The sequence below is a fragment of the Kribbella sp. NPDC051587 genome, assembly GCF_044453945.1.
Lineage (GTDB): Bacteria > Actinomycetota > Actinomycetes > Propionibacteriales > Kribbellaceae > Kribbella.
Map to the genome: position 1 here is coordinate 287,807 of NZ_JBITDE010000004.1, position 15,653 is coordinate 303,459.

The window sequence follows — 15,653 nt, forward strand, 5'->3', positions numbered from 1 at the left end:
TTCGGGACCTTGATCTACAGAAGACGTGAAGGATCAGGTGGCAGCCTAGGGTGATAGATCGGTAGTGGGTCGATCACGGAGCGTGGAGGAATTGTGCTCAGGACTGTTGTCACCCTGGTGAGTTGCACGGCGGTTGTAGTTGCCGGGGCGGCGTTGGGGGTGCCCGGGCGGGGCGTGGTGCGTGAGGCTGAGGTGCGGAGCGTGCAGGTGTGGCTGAAGCCGGATGCGGCTGGGGCCGAGCGGTTCGCGTTGGCGGTGTCTACAGCGGGGAGTGCCCAGTTCCATCGGTACTTGAGTCCGGCTGAGTACACGGCTCGGTTCGGACCTACTGAGGCGGCGGCCAAGGCGGTTGCTGATCAGCTGACGGCTGCTGGACTGAGCGACGTACAGGTCAGTGGTGGGCGTGACTTTGTGTCGGCAACCGGACCTGTCTCGAGGGTGCAGTCGATAGGCGGTCCGGATGTTCTTGCGGTGACCGGGTTGAGCAGTTCGCGCGCGCTGGCCGCGGCGGCCTCGGCGAAGGCACCGGTCTGCTCGCAGTATTGGGCGGAGCACGTGCAGAGCTTCAAACCGGCGTACAAGGGGCTGACCAAGGCGCCGCTGCCGATCTGCGGGTACACCGCCAAGCAACTGCGCACCGCGTACGGCGTCTCGCCTGCGTTCAGCGGTAAGGGTCAGACCGTGGCTCTGACCGAGCTTGGGTTCGGGACCGCGATGCAGAAGACCATGCAGGAGTGGGCCAAGCGCAGCGGCCTGCCAGCGCTGAGGCCGGGTCAGTACCGGGAGCAGACCGTGGGGCACGCGTGCAGCGCACCGAGTACCCGCAGCGCGAGCCGGTACGACGACGAGTCGGAGATGGACTCGCAGGCGGTCTACGCGATGGCGCCGCACGCGAACCAGTTGGTCGTCGTCGGCAACGGATGCGACGAGGTCGAGGGACTCCTGAACGCCGTGCACGGCGTACTGATCGGCAACGGCCACAAGCCGAGCGCCAGCATCGTCTCCAACTCCTGGGGGCTCCCCGGCGACCCCGCCTCGACGAAGACCCTGCATGCGCTCACACTGCGGGCCGCAGCCGAGGGTGTCGGCCTGTACTTCTCATCCGGCGACTCAGCCTCTGTCGACGCGGTCGCAGAGGAGCCGTTCGCAACTGCAGTCGGCGGTACGACGCTGGGCCTCGGCAAGCGGAATGAGCGCGTGTTCGAGACCGGGTGGTCGAGCAACGACGTGTCACTCGACGGCGGCAAGTGGAACGACCTGGGCGCCGGCTCCGCAGCCGGTGGCGGCACCAGCCTCGCATATGCACAGCCCGCCTATCAGAAGGGCGTCGTACCGGCATCGATGTCACACGTCCGGGTCCACGGCAAGACCGTCGTCAACCGCGTGACGCCTGACATCTCCGCCGTCGCCGACTCGAACACGGGCATGCTGGTCGGCCACACCGACGACAACGGTCGGTACCAGACGCAGTCGACCGCAGGCACCAGCTTGTCCGCCCCACTGATCGCAGGACTCGTTGCCGGCGCCCAGCAAGGCCGGCGAGCGCCCTTCGGGTTCATCAACCCGGTGCTCTACCGGCTGCACGGCACCCCAGCGATCCGTGACGTACTCCCGCTCACTGCCAAAACACCGCAGCAGAACCGCGTCGCCTACCTCCCGGCAACGCCCGACTACAGCCCGAGCCTGGAGTTCTTCAATTACCAGGGTCCCGGCACCGACCTGGTCACCGCCAAGGGCTACGACACGATGACCGGCATCGGCACCCCGAACGGTCTGTTCTTCACCCTGGCCCTGCGCCTCAGCCCCAGGTGAGAACGACGAAGGCCCGGACCAGATGGTCCGGGCCTTCGGAAAGTAGCGGGGGCAGGATTTGAACCTGCGACCTCTGGGTTATGAGCCCAGCGAGCTACCGAGCTGCTCCACCCCGCGCCGCTTCCTTACGTTGGTAAGTCTAGGCGATGGCCGATGCGCAACCAAATCGATCGCGTCACGGCCGTAGCAAGTGTGTGACATCAGCCTCGGCTGCTGCATCGAAGAAGGTGCAACCAACCGAGGAGACCGATGTCCGACCGCACTCGATTACGTCGCCGCCGGCGCCTGGTGGCACAAGCACTGGTACTGGTACTGGTACTGGTACTGGTGCTAGCGGCAACCGCCGCGCCGGCCGGTACCGCTACCGCTTCGCCCGAGCCGCAGCCCCGCCCTGCAGCGCACACTGAGACCGTCACGCTGCTCACCGGGGACAAGGTTCAGCTGCGAGGTTCGAACCCACCAGTCACTGTGCCCGGGCCAGGCCGGGCCGGTACGAAGTTCCAGGTCCGCAAGGAGGGCGGTGACACCTACGTCCTCCCGTACGACGTGATGCATTTGCTCGGCGCGGGCCGACTCGATCGGCGGCTGTTCAACGTCACCAAGCTCGCCGCACTCGGGTACGGCGACCAATCCCGCCAGCACATCCCGCTGATCGTCGCCGGTGCCGACACCAAGGCGATGCGGCGCCTCGGTCCCGTCCACGAGCTCCACAGTGTCGGCGCAGTCTCGCTGTATGAGCCCAAGTCTCAGGCAGCAGCGTTCTGGAGGGGCGTCCGCGGCACTGCGGAGAGCGCATTGGCCGGCGGGGTGAGCAAGATCTGGCTCGACGGTAAGGTGAAGGCGACTCTGGACCAGAGTGTGCCGCAGATCGGTGCCCCGGCGGCTTGGCAGACCGGATACACCGGCAGCGGCACGAGGGTCGCCGTACTCGACAGTGGCATCGGCACCGCACACGCCGACCTGACCGACGCGGTCGTCCAGGCGAAGGACTTCACCGACAGCGCGTCCGGCACCGAGGATCAGTTCGGCCACGGTACGCATGTCGCCTCGATCATCACGGGCAGCGGCGCAGCCTCCGGTGGCAAGTACAAGGGCGTCGCGCCGGACACCAGGCTGCTCAACGGCAAGGTGCTGGACGACAACGGGAGCGGCTCGGACTCCCAGATCATCGCCGGGATGGAATGGGCCGTCGCGCAAGGCGTGGACGTGGTGAACATGAGCCTCGGCTCGGAGTTCCCCACCGATGGAACCGGGCCGCTGGATCAGGCAGTCAACCGGCTCACCGCCGAATCCGGTGCACTGTTCGTCGTTGCTGCTGGCAACGAAGGCCCCGGCAGCCAAACCGTCAGCAGCCCGGCCGCCGCCGATGCCGCGCTGGCCGTCGGGGCGGTGGACAAGTCCGATCAGCTGGCGGACTTCTCGTCCCGCGGTCCACGCCGCGGCGACGGTGGGATCAAACCCGACATCACGGCTCCCGGCGTCGGCATCGTGGCCGCCCGGGCCGCACACGCGACCATCGGTACGCCGGTCGGTTCGGCGTACCTGCAACTCAGCGGTACGTCGATGGCGGCACCGCACGTCGCCGGAGCCGCAGCGATACTGGCCGGGGAACACCCGGACTGGAGCGCTGGTGAGCTCAAGGCTGCGCTGATGGACAGCGCCGCGCCCAACCCGGCTCTCACGATCTACCAGCAGGGCACCGGTCGGGTCGACGTGGCGAGGGCGACGTCTCAGCAGGTTCGAGCAGATGCCGGCAGCATCGATTTCGGCGAAGCCCTCTGGCCACACAACGACGACAAAGCCGTGGCGCGGACCGTCACCTATCACAACGACGGCAACGAGCCAGTCAGCCTTTCCCTGTCCACCGATGACATCAAGGGACCTCAGGGTGCCCCTGCCCCGGCGGAGATGTTCACACTGCCGGCGCGCACTCTGACCGTCGCCGCGCACGGTCAGGCCTCGGTCGAACTGACCGCGAACCCCTCGGTCGACGGCCCGGTCGGAGGCTACAAGGGCGCTCTTGTCGCCACGGTCGGTACGACACGCGTCCGGACTGCCGTCGCGCTCTACCTCGAGTCCGAGAGCTATGACGTGACGGTGAAGGCGATCGACTGGGACGGTAATCCCGGGGCACTGTTCGGCTTCCTGATCGCCAACATCGACCAGCCTGTCGTCGTGAACCGGGACTACACGTCCGAACCCCTGGTCCTGCGGCTGCCGAAGGGCCAGTACTACTACGACACGTACCAGTACCGGATCAACAGCGAGGAGCCGTTCAGCACCAGTACCGCCTATTTCATCGAGCCGAACTTCGCGGTCACGGGGGATACGACCGTGACCCTGGACGCGCGGGACGCCGTACCGGTCGTTGTCCGCACCGACCGTCCCGAAGCGAATCCGGCATCGCTCAACCTCAGTAGCTGGCGTGACTCGCCCTGGGCAGGCAAGGCGTCGATCGGGTTCTCTCAGATAGGCACCAAGGCCTTTCCCTACCTCGACGATCTCCGGGTGCGGCCGTCGCGGATCTCGGCGCCGGGTGCGTACACCTTCGGCATGGACAGCTTGCTGGCCAGGGTGGACGGCAAGGGCGGCTGGGCGGGCAGCCCCTACCAGTACCACCTGAGGTGGTCCCAGGACGGCAGCGTCCCGGCCACCCTGGACCGCCGGTTCAGGGATCGCGACCTCGCCGAACTGCGGACCAGGGTCGCGGCACAGGTGCCGAATGAGGTGGTCCAGAAGGACCAGGTCGCGGCGATCACCACACCGGGGACGCTGATCGAGCGGTACTCCCCCGGCTTCGAGTTCGACCCCGCCGGTCTCGTGCGCTGGAGCGACTCCGGCGACCAGACCCTCCTGAGCGTGTTTGCGCTCCGGCCGCGGCTGTTCACGAAGGCTGGCTCCGCGGGGACAGAGCGATGGAACGTCGGCCCGTTCATGGCGGCCCCGAGCCCCGACCGCAGCTCCCAGCGAACAGGTGATCAGCTGTCCGTGGAGCTCTGGATGTACTCCGGCCAGAACCTCGACCACGTCGGCGATGCGACCTCCGATTCCGCACGCACCCGCTTGCTGCGAGACGGTGTGGAGGTCGCCTCGGCCGACAGCGCCGGTGATCTCGCCACCGACGTGCCGGCCGGGACCGCGACGTACAGGCTGGAGGTTGCGACGACGCGCAGTAGTTCGCCGTTCAGCAGCAGCCAGTCCGCCGCCTGGACCTTCCGGTCGGGGACCACGGCAGCCGAGACGCCGCTGCCGCTGATGATGATCCGGTTCGCGCCGGAGCTGGATGACCTGAACCAGGCACCGGCCGGGAGGCAGGTCGCCGTACCGGTCAATGTTCAGCTGCAGGACGGTGCGCCGCACGGGCAGCTGACCTCGGTGACGGTCGATGTCTCGTACGACGACGGTGCGACATGGAAGCCCGCCAAGATGCGGGGGCAGGCCGCCCTGCTGAACCACCCGGACCAGGCCGGATTCGTGTCGCTGCGGGCCACGGCCACTGACTCGGCCGGGAACAAGGCCGAGCAGACCGTGATCCACGCCTACCGGCTCCGCAGGTAGCGTCCATGACGAAGGCCCGGACCATCAGGTCCGGGCCTTCGTGAAAGTAGCGGGGGCAGGATTTGAACCTGCGACCTCTGGGTTATGAGCCCAGCGAGCTACCGAGCTGCTCCACCCCGCGCCGCTGTGACTAGGTTAATGGATGAACGCTGGGCAACCAAATCAGTTAGCGTCCGGGTATGTCCCGACTCGACATCCGACCGTTCGAAGCAACGGATCTGCCGGCTGCGGCCGCGCTGCTCGCGGAGCGGCATCGCGAGCATCGCACGCGGCATCCGCTGCTGCCGGCCGGCTACGAGGATCCACAGCGTGCGCTGGCCGAGGTGACTGCGCTCTGGGAGTCCGACGACGCCTCGGGCGCCGTACTGCGCGACGGCGACGAGGTGACCGGCTACTTGCTCGGGGCACCGAAGAAGTCACCGGTCTGGGGACCGAACATCTGGGTGGAGGCTGCCGGTCACGCGGTGCGGACGGCAGAGCAGATCAGAGACCTGTACGGCGCGGCCGCAGCCAAGTGGGTCGACGACGGACGGACCGCGCACTACACGCTCGTCCCGGACGACCCTGCGCTTCTCGATGCCTGGTTCCGACTCGCTTTCGGTTCGCAGCAGGCACACGCGATCCGTCCCGTTCCTGAGACGCCGATCCCGTCACGTCCTGGGCTGGCGGTACGGCGTGCTGTCCGTGACGACATCCCTGTGCTCGCGCAACTGGAGCTCGCGTTGCCGCAGCATCAGGGCCTCTCGCCGGTGTTCTCCGCCGGCACGCTGCCGACGTTGCAGGAGGCCCTGGACGAGTGGGAGGAAGACTTCGACGATCCCGACTACGCGACGTTAGTGGCCGAGAGCAACGGTTCGGTGATCGGGGCGTCGATAGGTTCGTCGATCGAGAAGGGCAGCACCCACAGCGGTTTGTCGCAGCCGGACAACGGTGGTTTCCTGGGGTTCGCCGCGGTGTTGCCCGAGGCGCGCGGCCTGGGTGCCGGGCGGGCGCTCGGCGAAGCGGTGCTGAACTGGTCGGCCGAGGCCGGGTACACCTCCGTCGTCACCGACTGGCGGGTGACCAACCTGTTGTCGTCGCGAGCCTGGCCGGCGCTCGGATTCCAGCAGACCTTCCACCGCTTGCATCGCCTGATCGGGCACTGAGTTGTCCACAGATCGGAAATCACCCGTCCCGAACGGGTAGCGATCACTGCATCTTCTTGGGCAAGAGGCGCCGTGCGAAAGAGTGCGGCGCCGAGGTGACCAGGAGGCAACCATGATGCGTTCGTCCCGTCGTTCCCGAGCCGTGCCACGTCTGAGCCGTATCGTGCTTCGGAGCGCGGTGGTCCTCGCAGCCTTGGGTGTCTGGACGACCGCCACCGCGGCGGCCGTCGGATCCTCGGCGCCGCACGCCGCGGTCTCCCCGTCGATCGAGCAAAGGGCACGCACCGTGGACGGCTTCGTGATCGAGCATCTCCCCGGCGGCATCGGGACACCGAGCGACTTCGAGTACGAGTGGGAGGACGTCGTCTTCCACAGCCGGGTCTGGGAGACCGGCCCGGATCCGGAGGGCGCGTTCCAGGTCGACCTGACCGTCAAGACGCTACGCGGCGCGAAGCTCACCGATCTCGAGGCGCTGAAGACCTTCCTCGTCGAGTACGAGGAGAAGGACCCGGCGGGCTGGGAGCTGCGCCCGGTCAAGATCGGCCCGTACGACGGTCTGGCCGCCGCGGACGAGGTGTTCTACTTCGTCTCCCCCGGGGTGGCCGCGGAGGTCTCGCTCGACCGCACCCGGTTTGCCGAGAGCGACCTGCTCGATACCGCGACGGGCTTCCATCCGGAGGCCTGACCCGATGCCGTAGGCAACGAGAAGGGCGGTGACCCCGACGGTCGCCGGTGTCACCGCCCCTCGCGGAGCTACTTCGTGCGCAGAGATGCGCAGAGGTCAGCCGGTCGGCGAACTCGGCGGGTTGGTCGGTGTGGTCGACGGCGTTGGGCTCGGGGTCGTCGTCGGTGCAGTTCCGGCCGACGCGGCCCGGTCGATCGCGGCCTTCATCCTCTCGACCTCCTTCTGGTACGTGGCCAGATCACCGTTGCGCAGGGCGGCCTGGGCCGCGGTGTAGGCAGACTGGGCTTCGGCCAGAGCCTGCTTGATCGTCTGGTTCGTGGGCTGTTGGCTCGGGGGCGGATTGTTCCCGCCCGGGTCCTCGCCGGTATCGACGCTGGTGTTGAAGACCTTGGTGAGCGCCTCTTGCAGCGTCGACCCGAAGGCGACCCGGTCGCCAAAGGAGACGAGCACGTAACGCAGCACCGGATAGCTACCCGGCCCGCTGGTCCGCACCGAGTAGACGGGCTGCACGTAGAGCAGACCACCGCCCAGAGGCAGCGTCAGCAGGTTTCCGAACTGTGCTCGCGCACCGCTGTTCGGCTGGTTCAGCGGGAGCAGCGCGGTTCTGATCCCCTCGTCGGTCTGGAACTTGTTGAAGACCTGTCCTGGACCGGGGATCTGCACGTTGCCGGGCAATCGGAGGATCCGGAACTTGCCGTAGTCCTTCGACGAGGCGTCGGCATCGACCGCCATGAACGCGGTCAGGTTCTCCCGCTCCGCGTTCGGCACGTACACCGACGTCAGCGAGAACTTCGGTTCCGGCTGGTCGGGCATCCGCAGCGAAAGATAGAACGGAGGCTGGTTTTGCGGAACCGTATCGGTGCTCGACGGGACCGCCGTCGGGTCGGCCGGGACGCGCCACAGGTCGCTGTTCTGGTACCAGGTGGTGGAGTCCGTCACGTGGTACTTGGCCAGCAGGTCGCGCTGGACCTTGAACATGTCCTCGGGGTAGCGCAGGTGCGCCATCAGGTCCGGCGAGATGTCCGAGCGCGGCTTGACGGTGTTCGGGAAGGCCTTCATCCAGGTCTTCAGCACCGGGTCGCCCTCGTCCCAGGCGTACAGCTCGACCGAGCCGTCGTAGGCGTTCACGACCGCCTTGACCGAGTTGCGGATGTAGTTGATCTCCTCGCTCGGCTGCTGTGCGATCGTGCCCCGGCCGGTGGTGGTGTCCCGGGTGCTGTCGTCCAGGGCGACCTTCTGCGCGTACGGGTAGTTCGCGGAGGTGGTGTAGCCGTCGACGATCCAGACGACCTGGCCGTCCACGACCGCCGGGTACGGGTCACCGTCCGGCGTCAGCCACGGTGCGGCCTTCTCGACCCGCTCCCGCGGGGTGCGGTCGTAGAGGATCTTCGAGTCCGGGTTGACCCGGCTGGACAGCAGCAGGTTCGCGTCGCGGAACTTGGTGGCGTAGAGCAACCGGTTGCCGAAGCTGCCGATGCCGACGCCGCCCTTGCCGTCGTAGGTGTTCAGGGTCGGGTCGCCACCGACCTTGCCCTCGGGCGTGTCCAGCTCGACCGCCTGGCCGCCCTTCGGGCCACCGACGATCGAGTAGGTCGGCGACTTCTCACCGAAGTAGATCCGCGGCTCGTAGTCGCCGAGCTGACCGATCGGCGGCAGGTCCTTCTCCGAGAAGACCGGCGTACCGTCGCCGGCACGCTGGTTGCCGTTGGCGGCCACGACGCCGTAGCCGTGGGTGTAGACGGTGTGGTCGTTGTTCCAGTTGCGCTGGCCCGCCGGCAGCCGGTCTACCTCGACCTCGCGGACCGCGATCACGGTGTCGGCGGTCTTGCCGCCGATCTTGTAGCGGTCGACGTCCAGATCGGTCGGGAACGAGTAGAAACCACGTACCTGCTGCAACTGCTCGAAGGTGGGGCCGACGACGCTGGGGTCGATCAGGCGGATGCCCGGGAGCACCTCGGCGTCCTGGGTGAGCTCCGACGGGGTCGCTGTCGTCTTCGCCTGGTAGTTGACCACCTCGGCACCTTCGAGACCGTAGGCCTGCCGGGTCGCCTTGATGTTCTTGTCGATGTACGACGCTTCCTTCACCGGCTCGCTCGGACGGACCCGCACCTGCTGCAGGGCGGCCGGCCAGAGGGCACCGAGAAGGATCGCGGACAGGATCAGGACGACCGTGCCGACGCCGGGCAGCAGCCACGTCCGCCGGACGACGTTCGCGAAGAACAGACCGGCGCACAGCACCGCGATGACGGCGAGGATCTCCTTGCTGGGCAGGATCGCGTTGTCACCGGTGTAGGAGATACCGGTGAACAGCCTGCTGTTCGAGGTGGTCAGGCCGTAGCGGTCGAGCCAGTAGCTGAAGGCCTTCAGCAGGACGAGCAGTCCCAGCAGCACCGAGAACTGCACCTGCGCCGACCCGGAGGCTTTCTGCCCCTTCGCGGACGGGCGGAAGCCGCCGTACAGGTAGTGGGTGATGATCGCGGCGACCAGCGACAGGAGCACGATCGAGTAGCCGAAGCCGAGCAGGACGCGCAGCCACGGGTAGTCGAAGACGAAGAACGCGATGTCCTTGTTGAAGTGCTGGTCGGTGACACCGAACGGGGTCCGGTTCCGCCAGGCCAGGAAGACCTTCCACTCGCCCGAGGCGGCCGAGCCACCGAAGACCAGCATCAGCGCCGCGACCACTCCGATCGCGATCTTGCCGCGCTGCTGGAGCAGGTCGCCGTAACGCTCGAAGCCGGGGCTCGGCGACGGCGCGAGGGCGACCCGCGGCCGGGTCCGGTAGGCGACCAGGACATTCGCCACGACCGCGATGGCCATCACCAGACCGACCACCACGAACAGCAGCACCCGGGTACCCAGGACGGTGCTGAACACCGATCCGAGGTCGATCGAGCGGTACCAGAGACGCTGGGTCCAGACGTCGGTGAAGACGCTGAACAGGATCAGCAGCACGATCAGGGTCGCGATCGTCGGGAGCAACGCCCGGGGACGGCGCCCCGGTGTTCGCGCCCGGCGCGGCTCGTCCGGCATGTCGTAGACGCCGTCGCTCATGGTCGGTTCTCCTCGTCGTCACTGCTGCCGTCGACCCCAGGACCCGCGCCCGGCCAGCCGCCGGTGGAGGGTTCGAATGTCAATGACAGTACTTCGCACAGCGTGGGGACCAAGTCGGTGCCGGTGAGTACGGCGCTGTCCTCGTCGTGGGAGCGCAGCCGGACCGCGCCGAACCGGTCTCCCTCGCGCAGCACGGCAGCGACCATCCGGACCTCGTGGCGGCGTGGATCACTGCCTGCCATCCGGGCGACCTCGGCATCGGCGTCGGCGCTCGACAGGCCGGCCTCGGCCGCGGCCGGGAGGACGATCCGCTCGATGGCGAGAGCACAACCGCTGACGCCGTCAGGCCACTCGATCCGGGCCAGCGCGTCGGCCAGGTGCTCGTCCTCGAGTACGCCGGGCAGCTCGCCCTGGGCCACCGGGGTGAGCGGCTGGGACACGTCGTCCGCCCCGAGCTCGGCGGCCAGTTGGGGCTCGGCCCGCAACAGTTCGTCGGTGGGAACCAGCGCGAACAACTGCGCGGGCTGGTCCCAGCCCGAGCTGCTCACGTGCTTCTCGATCTCGATCACCGCTCGGCTGAGCGCGTCAGGGGGCAGGATGCCTACGGATTCCATACCGCCAGATCTCTCCTTCGGCCGGCAGATTCTTCTCGATGACTCACGGAGTGCATGCGGGGGCGTTGCCCTTCCCGCTGCTGACCGCCTTCAGGGCGGCGATCGCGTCGTCCAGGGTGCTGATCTTCACCAGCTGGATGCCCTTCACGCCGGCATGCAGTGCGGCCGCACAGTTCGGGGCCGGTACCAGGAACACCGTGGCACCGTCGTTCTTGGCACCGGCGATCTTCTGCTGGATGCCGCCGATCGCGCCGACCTGACCGAGGGCGTCGATCGTCCCGGTACCGGCGACGTGCTTGCCGTCCAGCAGCGCGCCGGGCGTGAGCTTGTCGTAGATGGCCAGGGCGAAGGCCGTTCCGGCGCTGGGGCCGCCGATGTCCTGGCCGAGATTGACCGTCACCTTGACCTGGGAGTCGACGCCGATGCTGATGCCGACCATCGGCCGGGTCTCTGCACCCGGCGTGGCCGCGGTCTTCAGCTGGACGGTCTGCTCCTTCTTGTCCCGGCGGATCAGGAAGGTGACCGTCTCGCCGACCTTGTGCTTGCGGACCGCGTCGCCGACCTGCGGGATCTGGGTCATCGGCCGGCCGTCGACCTGCAGGACGACGTCACCCGGCTTCAGCTTGCCGTCGGCCGGGGAGCCCTTGGAGACCGTCGAGATCTTCGTGTGGAAGGGCACCTTCGCAGCCTGCAGCGCGGCCGCGACCGCGCTGTCCTGCGAGCCGGTCATCTCGGCGGTGTTCTGCTCCTCGACCTCGTCGGCGCTCTGGTCCGGCGGGTAGATGATGTCGCGCGGGAACAGGTCGTGGTGCGGGTCGAGCCAGTTGCGCATCGCCTGCGGCAGCGTGAGCTCGCGGTCCGGCGAGGTCACCGAGACCGTCGTCAGGTCGAGCTGCCCGGAGGTCGGGAACGTCTCGTACCCGGTGATCTCGATGACGGGCTTGTTCTTCGCCGTCCCCAGCGTGTCCTTGACCGGACCCGGGCTGAAGGACACGAACGGCACCGGGAACGCGGTGAGCAGTCCGAGCGAGATGACGAGCACGACGATCGAGGTGACCAGCGTTGCGGTACGACGTGTCACGAACCCTGCCCTGCGGTCTTGGTGGAATCCAACGTCTCGGCCGAACCGAGCTTCTTGCCGACGTGCCCCTCTGCCGAGGGCAACGTCCGGGTCGGGCGAACCGTCCCCGTCGTGTCCGAAGCGTTGCCGACCGGACGGCCACGGGTCAGCCGGGCCTTCAGCGGGCGGCGGCTCGGGGTGGCCTGCGGGCCGGGCGCGGCCAGGGCGTCGCTGAAGCGGCGGAAGTCCTCGACCGAGGCGAAGGCGCCGCCGGACCGGCGGGGACCACGGCTGCGCCCGCGCCACGCGGCCCAGCCCATGGCCAGGACGGTGGCGGCCAGTGGGAACACCAGCCACGCCAAAACCTTCATCCGGCCACCTTCATGCGCCCAGCGTACGGGTCAGTGTGCGCCGACCCACTCGCTGGCACCGTCGGTGAAGTGCTGGTGTTTCCAAATCGGGACCTCGGCCTTGAGCTCGTCGATCAGCTGCCGGCAGGCGGCGAACGCGACGTCGCGGTGCGCGGCGGCGACCGCCACGATCACGGCGGCGTCCCCGATCCGCAGGTCACCGATCCGATGAACGGCGGCCAGAGCTGTCACCGCCGGGTCCGCACAGATCCGCTCGGCCACCAGCCGCAGCTGTTTCAACGCGTCCGGATGGGCCTCGTAGCTGAGCCGGTCCACAGGCTTGGAGTGGTCGTGGTTGCGCACGGTCCCGATGAAAAGAGCGGTCCCGCCTGCTGTGGGGTCGGACACAGCGGCCAGCACCTCGTCGCTGGACAGCGCCTCCGCGCGGATGTCCAGAAGCCTGATCGGGTCGCTCATGTCCCCCATTCTCCCCTGACACACCACCCTGGTTCACCACACCCCCCGTTCGCCGGAGGCGGAACCGGCCGGTGGAACCAGTACGTTGGAGTTGTACGCCGTACCCGCACAGGAAGGCCACTCCGATGAGCGACGAACCGGACAACCCGTTCAAGGGAACTCCGTTCGAGGCCATGTTCCAGCAGTTCTCCGGTGCGGCCGGCGCGGGTGGCACGCCGGACCTGAACGCGATCTTCGCGCAGGTCCAGCAGCTGCTGAGCGGCTCGACCGACGGCAGGCCGGTGAACTGGGACCTCGCCAAGGACATCGCGCGCAAGACAGTGTCGGCCGCCGGCGACCGGTCGATCACCGCGACCGACTCAGACCGGGTCGCCGATGCGGTCCGGCTGGCCGAGCACTGGCTGGACGAAGCCACCACGCTCCCCGAGGTCTCCACCACGTCCGCGGCCTGGAGCCGCGCCGAGTGGGTCGAGAACACGCTGTCCGTCTGGCAGACAGTCGTCGATCCGGTCGCCGAGCATGTCGCCGGTGCGATGGGTGGCGCGCTGCCCGCCGAGGCCCAGCAGCTCGCGGGGCCGATGCAGGGGATGCTGCGTCAGCTCGGTGGTTCGATCTTCGGCGCTCAGGTCGGTCAGGCGCTCGGCGAGCTCGCGGGTGAGGTGGTGAGCTCGTCGGACATCGGGCTGCCGCTGGGGCCGACGGGTCAGGCCGTTCTGCTGCCCGACAACATCGTGAAGTTCGCCGAGGGTCTTGAGCTGGCAGACGAGGACGTCCGGCTGTACCTCGCGCTGCGAGAGGTCGCCCACCAGCGGCTGTTCGCGGGTGTGCCGTGGCTGCGGCAGCACCTGTTCGCCGCGGTCGCCGACTACGCGGCCGGGATCGAGGTCGACCGGGGCAAGATCGAGCGTGCGATGGCCGACATCGACCCGCAGAACCCTGAGGCCATGCAGGAGGCGCTGGCTGGTGGGCTCTTCGAGCCCGAGGACTCCGAGCAGCAGAAGGCAGCGCTCGCCCGCCTGGAGACGGCGCTCGCGCTCGTCGAAGGCTGGGTCGACGACGTCGTCCGGCAGGCGACGAAGGACCGGATGCCGGCCGCCATCCAGCTCGCCGAGACGGTACGCCGTCGTCGCGCAGCCGGTGGTCCGGCCGAGCAGACGTTCGCCACGCTGGTCGGTCTGCAACTGCGTCCCCGCCGGCTCCGCGACGCCGCGAACCTCTGGGCCGCCGTCCGCGACGCCCGCGGTGTCGACGGTCGCGACAACCTGTGGTCGCACCCGGACCTGCTGCCCAGCACCTCCGACCTCGACGACCCGATCGGCTTCGCCCAGCACGCCGGCGAGCTTTCCGACATCGACATCACCGACTTCCTCGACAACCCCACCGAAGGTGACCCGACGGACGGCGACAGCAAGGACGACGGCCCCGCCGGCGAGAATCCCGACAGCAAGTAGCCGACCCGCTCGCTACAACCCAACCGCGAGTGGCGAGCGCGTCCCGGTACGGCACCGCGAGTGGGCGACCCGCTTACTGCAACCGACCGCGAGTGGGCGACGCGCTCGCTGCGTGCCGACGGCGCGTGAGTGACCCCGCTCATCGTGGCCTGGTGGCGGGGTTGGGATGCTGGGTGGGTGCTTCATAAGGATGCGGTCGAGGTTCTGACCCGGTGGGATGCGCCTGTAGGTGAGCAGCAAGATCTGCGGGCGCACTACCTACGCCATCTCGCCGAGCATCCGGACGGGATGTGGCGGGCGTGCCGGCCTGAGCACCTCACCGCTAGCGCGTTGGTGGTGGACGGAGCCGGTGAGCGGGTCCTGTTGACCCTGCACCGGACGATCGGGCTCTGGCTCCAGCTAGGTGGGCACTGCGAGCCCGGCGACCAGACCCTCGCCGGGGCCGCGCTGCGTGAGGCAACAGAAGAGTCCGGACTGACTGGGCTCACGATCGACCCGATGCCGGTACGGCTCTCGCGGCACCAGATCCTGGCGGGCGGATGCGCCGGGACCTACCACCTGGACGTTCAGTTCCGGGTGACGGCAGCTGCTGGTACGGCGTACGTGGTGAGCGAGGAATCCCACGACCTCGCCTGGTTCGGGGTGGACGAACTGCCGGCCGGCCTCGACGACTCGGTGCTGCAACTGGTCGCTAGCGGCGTCCGCTGAGGTTCTCGGTGAGCAGGTTGATGGTGAAGTCGAAGCGGTCGTGGCCGGTGCCTGAGGTCAGCTCGGCCGCGTAGCGCTGGGTGTTCGGGTAGCGGTCGGCAGGAAGAGCACTGAACCTGCTGATGACCTCCTCGCGACTGAGCACCCAGTCGTCGCCCTCCTGCTGCTGCCGCTGCAGTACGACTGCGCGTTCCAGCGCGTAGGCGTTGACGTAGAGGGTGAGCGCATCGCGCGCCCAGGCAGCCGTCTGGGCGTCGAGTCCACCGGCGAGCAGGATCGACAAGATCCCTTCCCCGACCCGCAGCGTCTCGAGGTGGGTCGAGACCACCGCCATCGCGGCCCGCGACAAACCGGGATACTTCAGATACTCGTCGCGCAGTTGCGCGTACACCTCGAGGAGTTGCTGCCGCCAGGTCTCCGGATCAGGCTCGGGCAGCACGATCCCGGCGTACAGGCGGGCGATGAGCAGGTCGTCGAGATCGTCCTTGTTCACGATGTGCGCGTAGAGCGAGGATGGGCCGGTCCCGAGGACGGCGGAGACCCGGCGGATCGTCAGCGCGTCGTACCCCTCGGTGGCGATCACCTGCAGGGCCGCATCGGTGATCCGCTCCGCGGTGATGGGCTCCTTCCGCGGCTTGGCGGGCGCGGAATCCGCGAGCGGCTGCGCGTGACGGGCGGCGCGGCGTTGTCTGGGGTCGGCGGGCATGGTCATGACTATAGCTTGACACGAACTTAGTTCGAA

12 protein-coding genes and 2 tRNA genes are annotated in these 15,653 nt (G+C 68.1%); 6 read left to right on the forward strand and 8 right to left on the reverse strand.

Features of this window, described 5'->3' with window-relative positions:
* The first annotated feature begins 201 nt into the window (after positions 1-201).
* Positions 202-1,812, forward strand: coding sequence for a protease pro-enzyme activation domain-containing protein (locus tag ACIA49_RS17025; protein ID WP_396378108.1), 1,611 nt, complete (start codon positions 202-204; stop codon positions 1,810-1,812).
* 43 nt (positions 1,813-1,855) lie between these two features.
* Here ACIA49_RS17025 and ACIA49_RS17030 read toward each other — a convergent pair.
* A tRNA-Met gene (locus ACIA49_RS17030) sits at positions 1,856-1,929 on the reverse strand.
* A gap of 132 nt (positions 1,930-2,061) precedes the next feature.
* Between ACIA49_RS17030 and ACIA49_RS17035 the strand changes: the two genes are divergently transcribed.
* The gene (locus ACIA49_RS17035) at positions 2,062-5,370 is read left to right on the forward strand and encodes a S8 family serine peptidase (RefSeq protein WP_396378109.1); all 3,309 of its coding nucleotides are present in this window, start codon (positions 2,062-2,064) and stop codon (positions 5,368-5,370) included.
* 47 nt (positions 5,371-5,417) lie between these two features.
* Here ACIA49_RS17035 and ACIA49_RS17040 read toward each other — a convergent pair.
* Positions 5,418-5,491 (reverse strand) — tRNA-Met (locus ACIA49_RS17040).
* 58 nt (positions 5,492-5,549) lie between these two features.
* Between ACIA49_RS17040 and ACIA49_RS17045 the strand changes: the two genes are divergently transcribed.
* A complete protein-coding gene (locus ACIA49_RS17045; RefSeq protein ID WP_396378110.1) occupies positions 5,550-6,515 on the forward strand; it encodes a GNAT family N-acetyltransferase in 966 nt (321 codons plus the stop codon).
* 178 nt (positions 6,516-6,693) lie between these two features.
* Entirely contained in the window at positions 6,694-7,200 is a 507-nt protein-coding gene (locus ACIA49_RS17050; RefSeq protein ID WP_396378111.1) for a hypothetical protein, read from the forward strand.
* A gap of 96 nt (positions 7,201-7,296) precedes the next feature.
* Here the strand turns inward: ACIA49_RS17050 and ACIA49_RS17055 are convergent, their stop codons facing one another.
* The 5 genes from ACIA49_RS17055 to ACIA49_RS17075 are packed head-to-tail and all read right to left on the reverse strand — an operon-like array spanning position 7,297 to position 12,752.
* Positions 7,297-10,251: a UPF0182 family protein gene (locus tag ACIA49_RS17055; protein ID WP_396378112.1), complete on the reverse strand. Its 2,955-nt coding sequence runs from the start codon at positions 10,249-10,251 to the stop codon at positions 7,297-7,299.
* On the reverse strand, positions 10,248-10,865 hold the full coding sequence (locus ACIA49_RS17060; RefSeq protein ID WP_396378113.1) for a PPA1309 family protein: 618 nt from the start codon (positions 10,863-10,865) through the stop codon (positions 10,248-10,250). Before ACIA49_RS17060 ends, ACIA49_RS17055 begins: the two co-directional genes overlap by 4 nt.
* 43 nt (positions 10,866-10,908) lie before the next feature.
* Positions 10,909-11,946, reverse strand: coding sequence for a PDZ domain-containing protein (locus ACIA49_RS17065; protein WP_396378114.1), 1,038 nt, complete (start codon positions 11,944-11,946; stop codon positions 10,909-10,911).
* Positions 11,943-12,296 (reverse strand): hypothetical protein, encoded by a 354-nt coding sequence (locus tag ACIA49_RS17070; RefSeq protein WP_396378115.1) that lies wholly within the window; start codon positions 12,294-12,296, stop codon positions 11,943-11,945. Before ACIA49_RS17070 ends, ACIA49_RS17065 begins: the two co-directional genes overlap by 4 nt.
* 30 nt (positions 12,297-12,326) lie before the next feature.
* On the reverse strand, positions 12,327-12,752 hold the full coding sequence (locus tag ACIA49_RS17075; protein ID WP_396378116.1) for a molybdenum cofactor biosynthesis protein MoaE: 426 nt from the start codon (positions 12,750-12,752) through the stop codon (positions 12,327-12,329).
* A 125-nt stretch (positions 12,753-12,877) separates the two neighbouring features.
* Between ACIA49_RS17075 and ACIA49_RS17080 the strand changes: the two genes are divergently transcribed.
* Both ACIA49_RS17080 and ACIA49_RS17085 read left to right on the forward strand, forming a co-directional pair.
* Positions 12,878-14,203, forward strand: coding sequence for a zinc-dependent metalloprotease (locus tag ACIA49_RS17080; protein WP_396378117.1), 1,326 nt, complete (start codon positions 12,878-12,880; stop codon positions 14,201-14,203).
* A gap of 177 nt (positions 14,204-14,380) precedes the next feature.
* A complete protein-coding gene (locus tag ACIA49_RS17085) occupies positions 14,381-14,911 on the forward strand; it encodes an NUDIX hydrolase (protein WP_396378118.1) in 531 nt (176 codons plus the stop codon).
* On the opposite strand, the gene ACIA49_RS17090 is transcribed toward ACIA49_RS17085, so the two are convergent.
* Positions 14,895-15,617 carry a TetR/AcrR family transcriptional regulator gene (locus tag ACIA49_RS17090; protein ID WP_396378119.1) on the reverse strand — a complete coding sequence of 241 codons (723 nt, stop codon included), beginning with the start codon at positions 15,615-15,617 and terminating at the stop codon, positions 14,895-14,897. The two genes, ACIA49_RS17085 and ACIA49_RS17090, sit on opposite strands and share 17 nt — an antisense overlap.
* Between the last annotated feature and the right edge of the window lie 36 nt (positions 15,618-15,653).

Bases quoted from the DNA above. Each gene is read 5' to 3' on its own strand.
- ACIA49_RS17080 (WP_396378117.1), top strand. From the start codon at position 12,878: ATGAGCGACGAACCGGACAACCCGTTCAAGGGAACTCCGTTCGAGGCC.
- ACIA49_RS17060 (WP_396378113.1), bottom strand. From the start codon at position 10,865: ATGGAATCCGTAGGCATCCTGCCCCCTGACGCGCTCAGCCGAGCGGTG.
- ACIA49_RS17070 (WP_396378115.1), bottom strand. From the start codon at position 12,296: ATGAAGGTTTTGGCGTGGCTGGTGTTCCCACTGGCCGCCACCGTCCTG.
- ACIA49_RS17090 (WP_396378119.1), bottom strand. From the start codon at position 15,617: ATGCCCGCCGACCCCAGACAACGCCGCGCCGCCCGTCACGCGCAGCCG.
- ACIA49_RS17035 (WP_396378109.1), top strand. From the start codon at position 2,062: ATGTCCGACCGCACTCGATTACGTCGCCGCCGGCGCCTGGTGGCACAA.
- ACIA49_RS17075 (WP_396378116.1), bottom strand. From the start codon at position 12,752: ATGAGCGACCCGATCAGGCTTCTGGACATCCGCGCGGAGGCGCTGTCC.
- ACIA49_RS17055 (WP_396378112.1), bottom strand. From the start codon at position 10,251: ATGAGCGACGGCGTCTACGACATGCCGGACGAGCCGCGCCGGGCGCGA.
- ACIA49_RS17045 (WP_396378110.1), top strand. From the start codon at position 5,550: ATGTCCCGACTCGACATCCGACCGTTCGAAGCAACGGATCTGCCGGCT.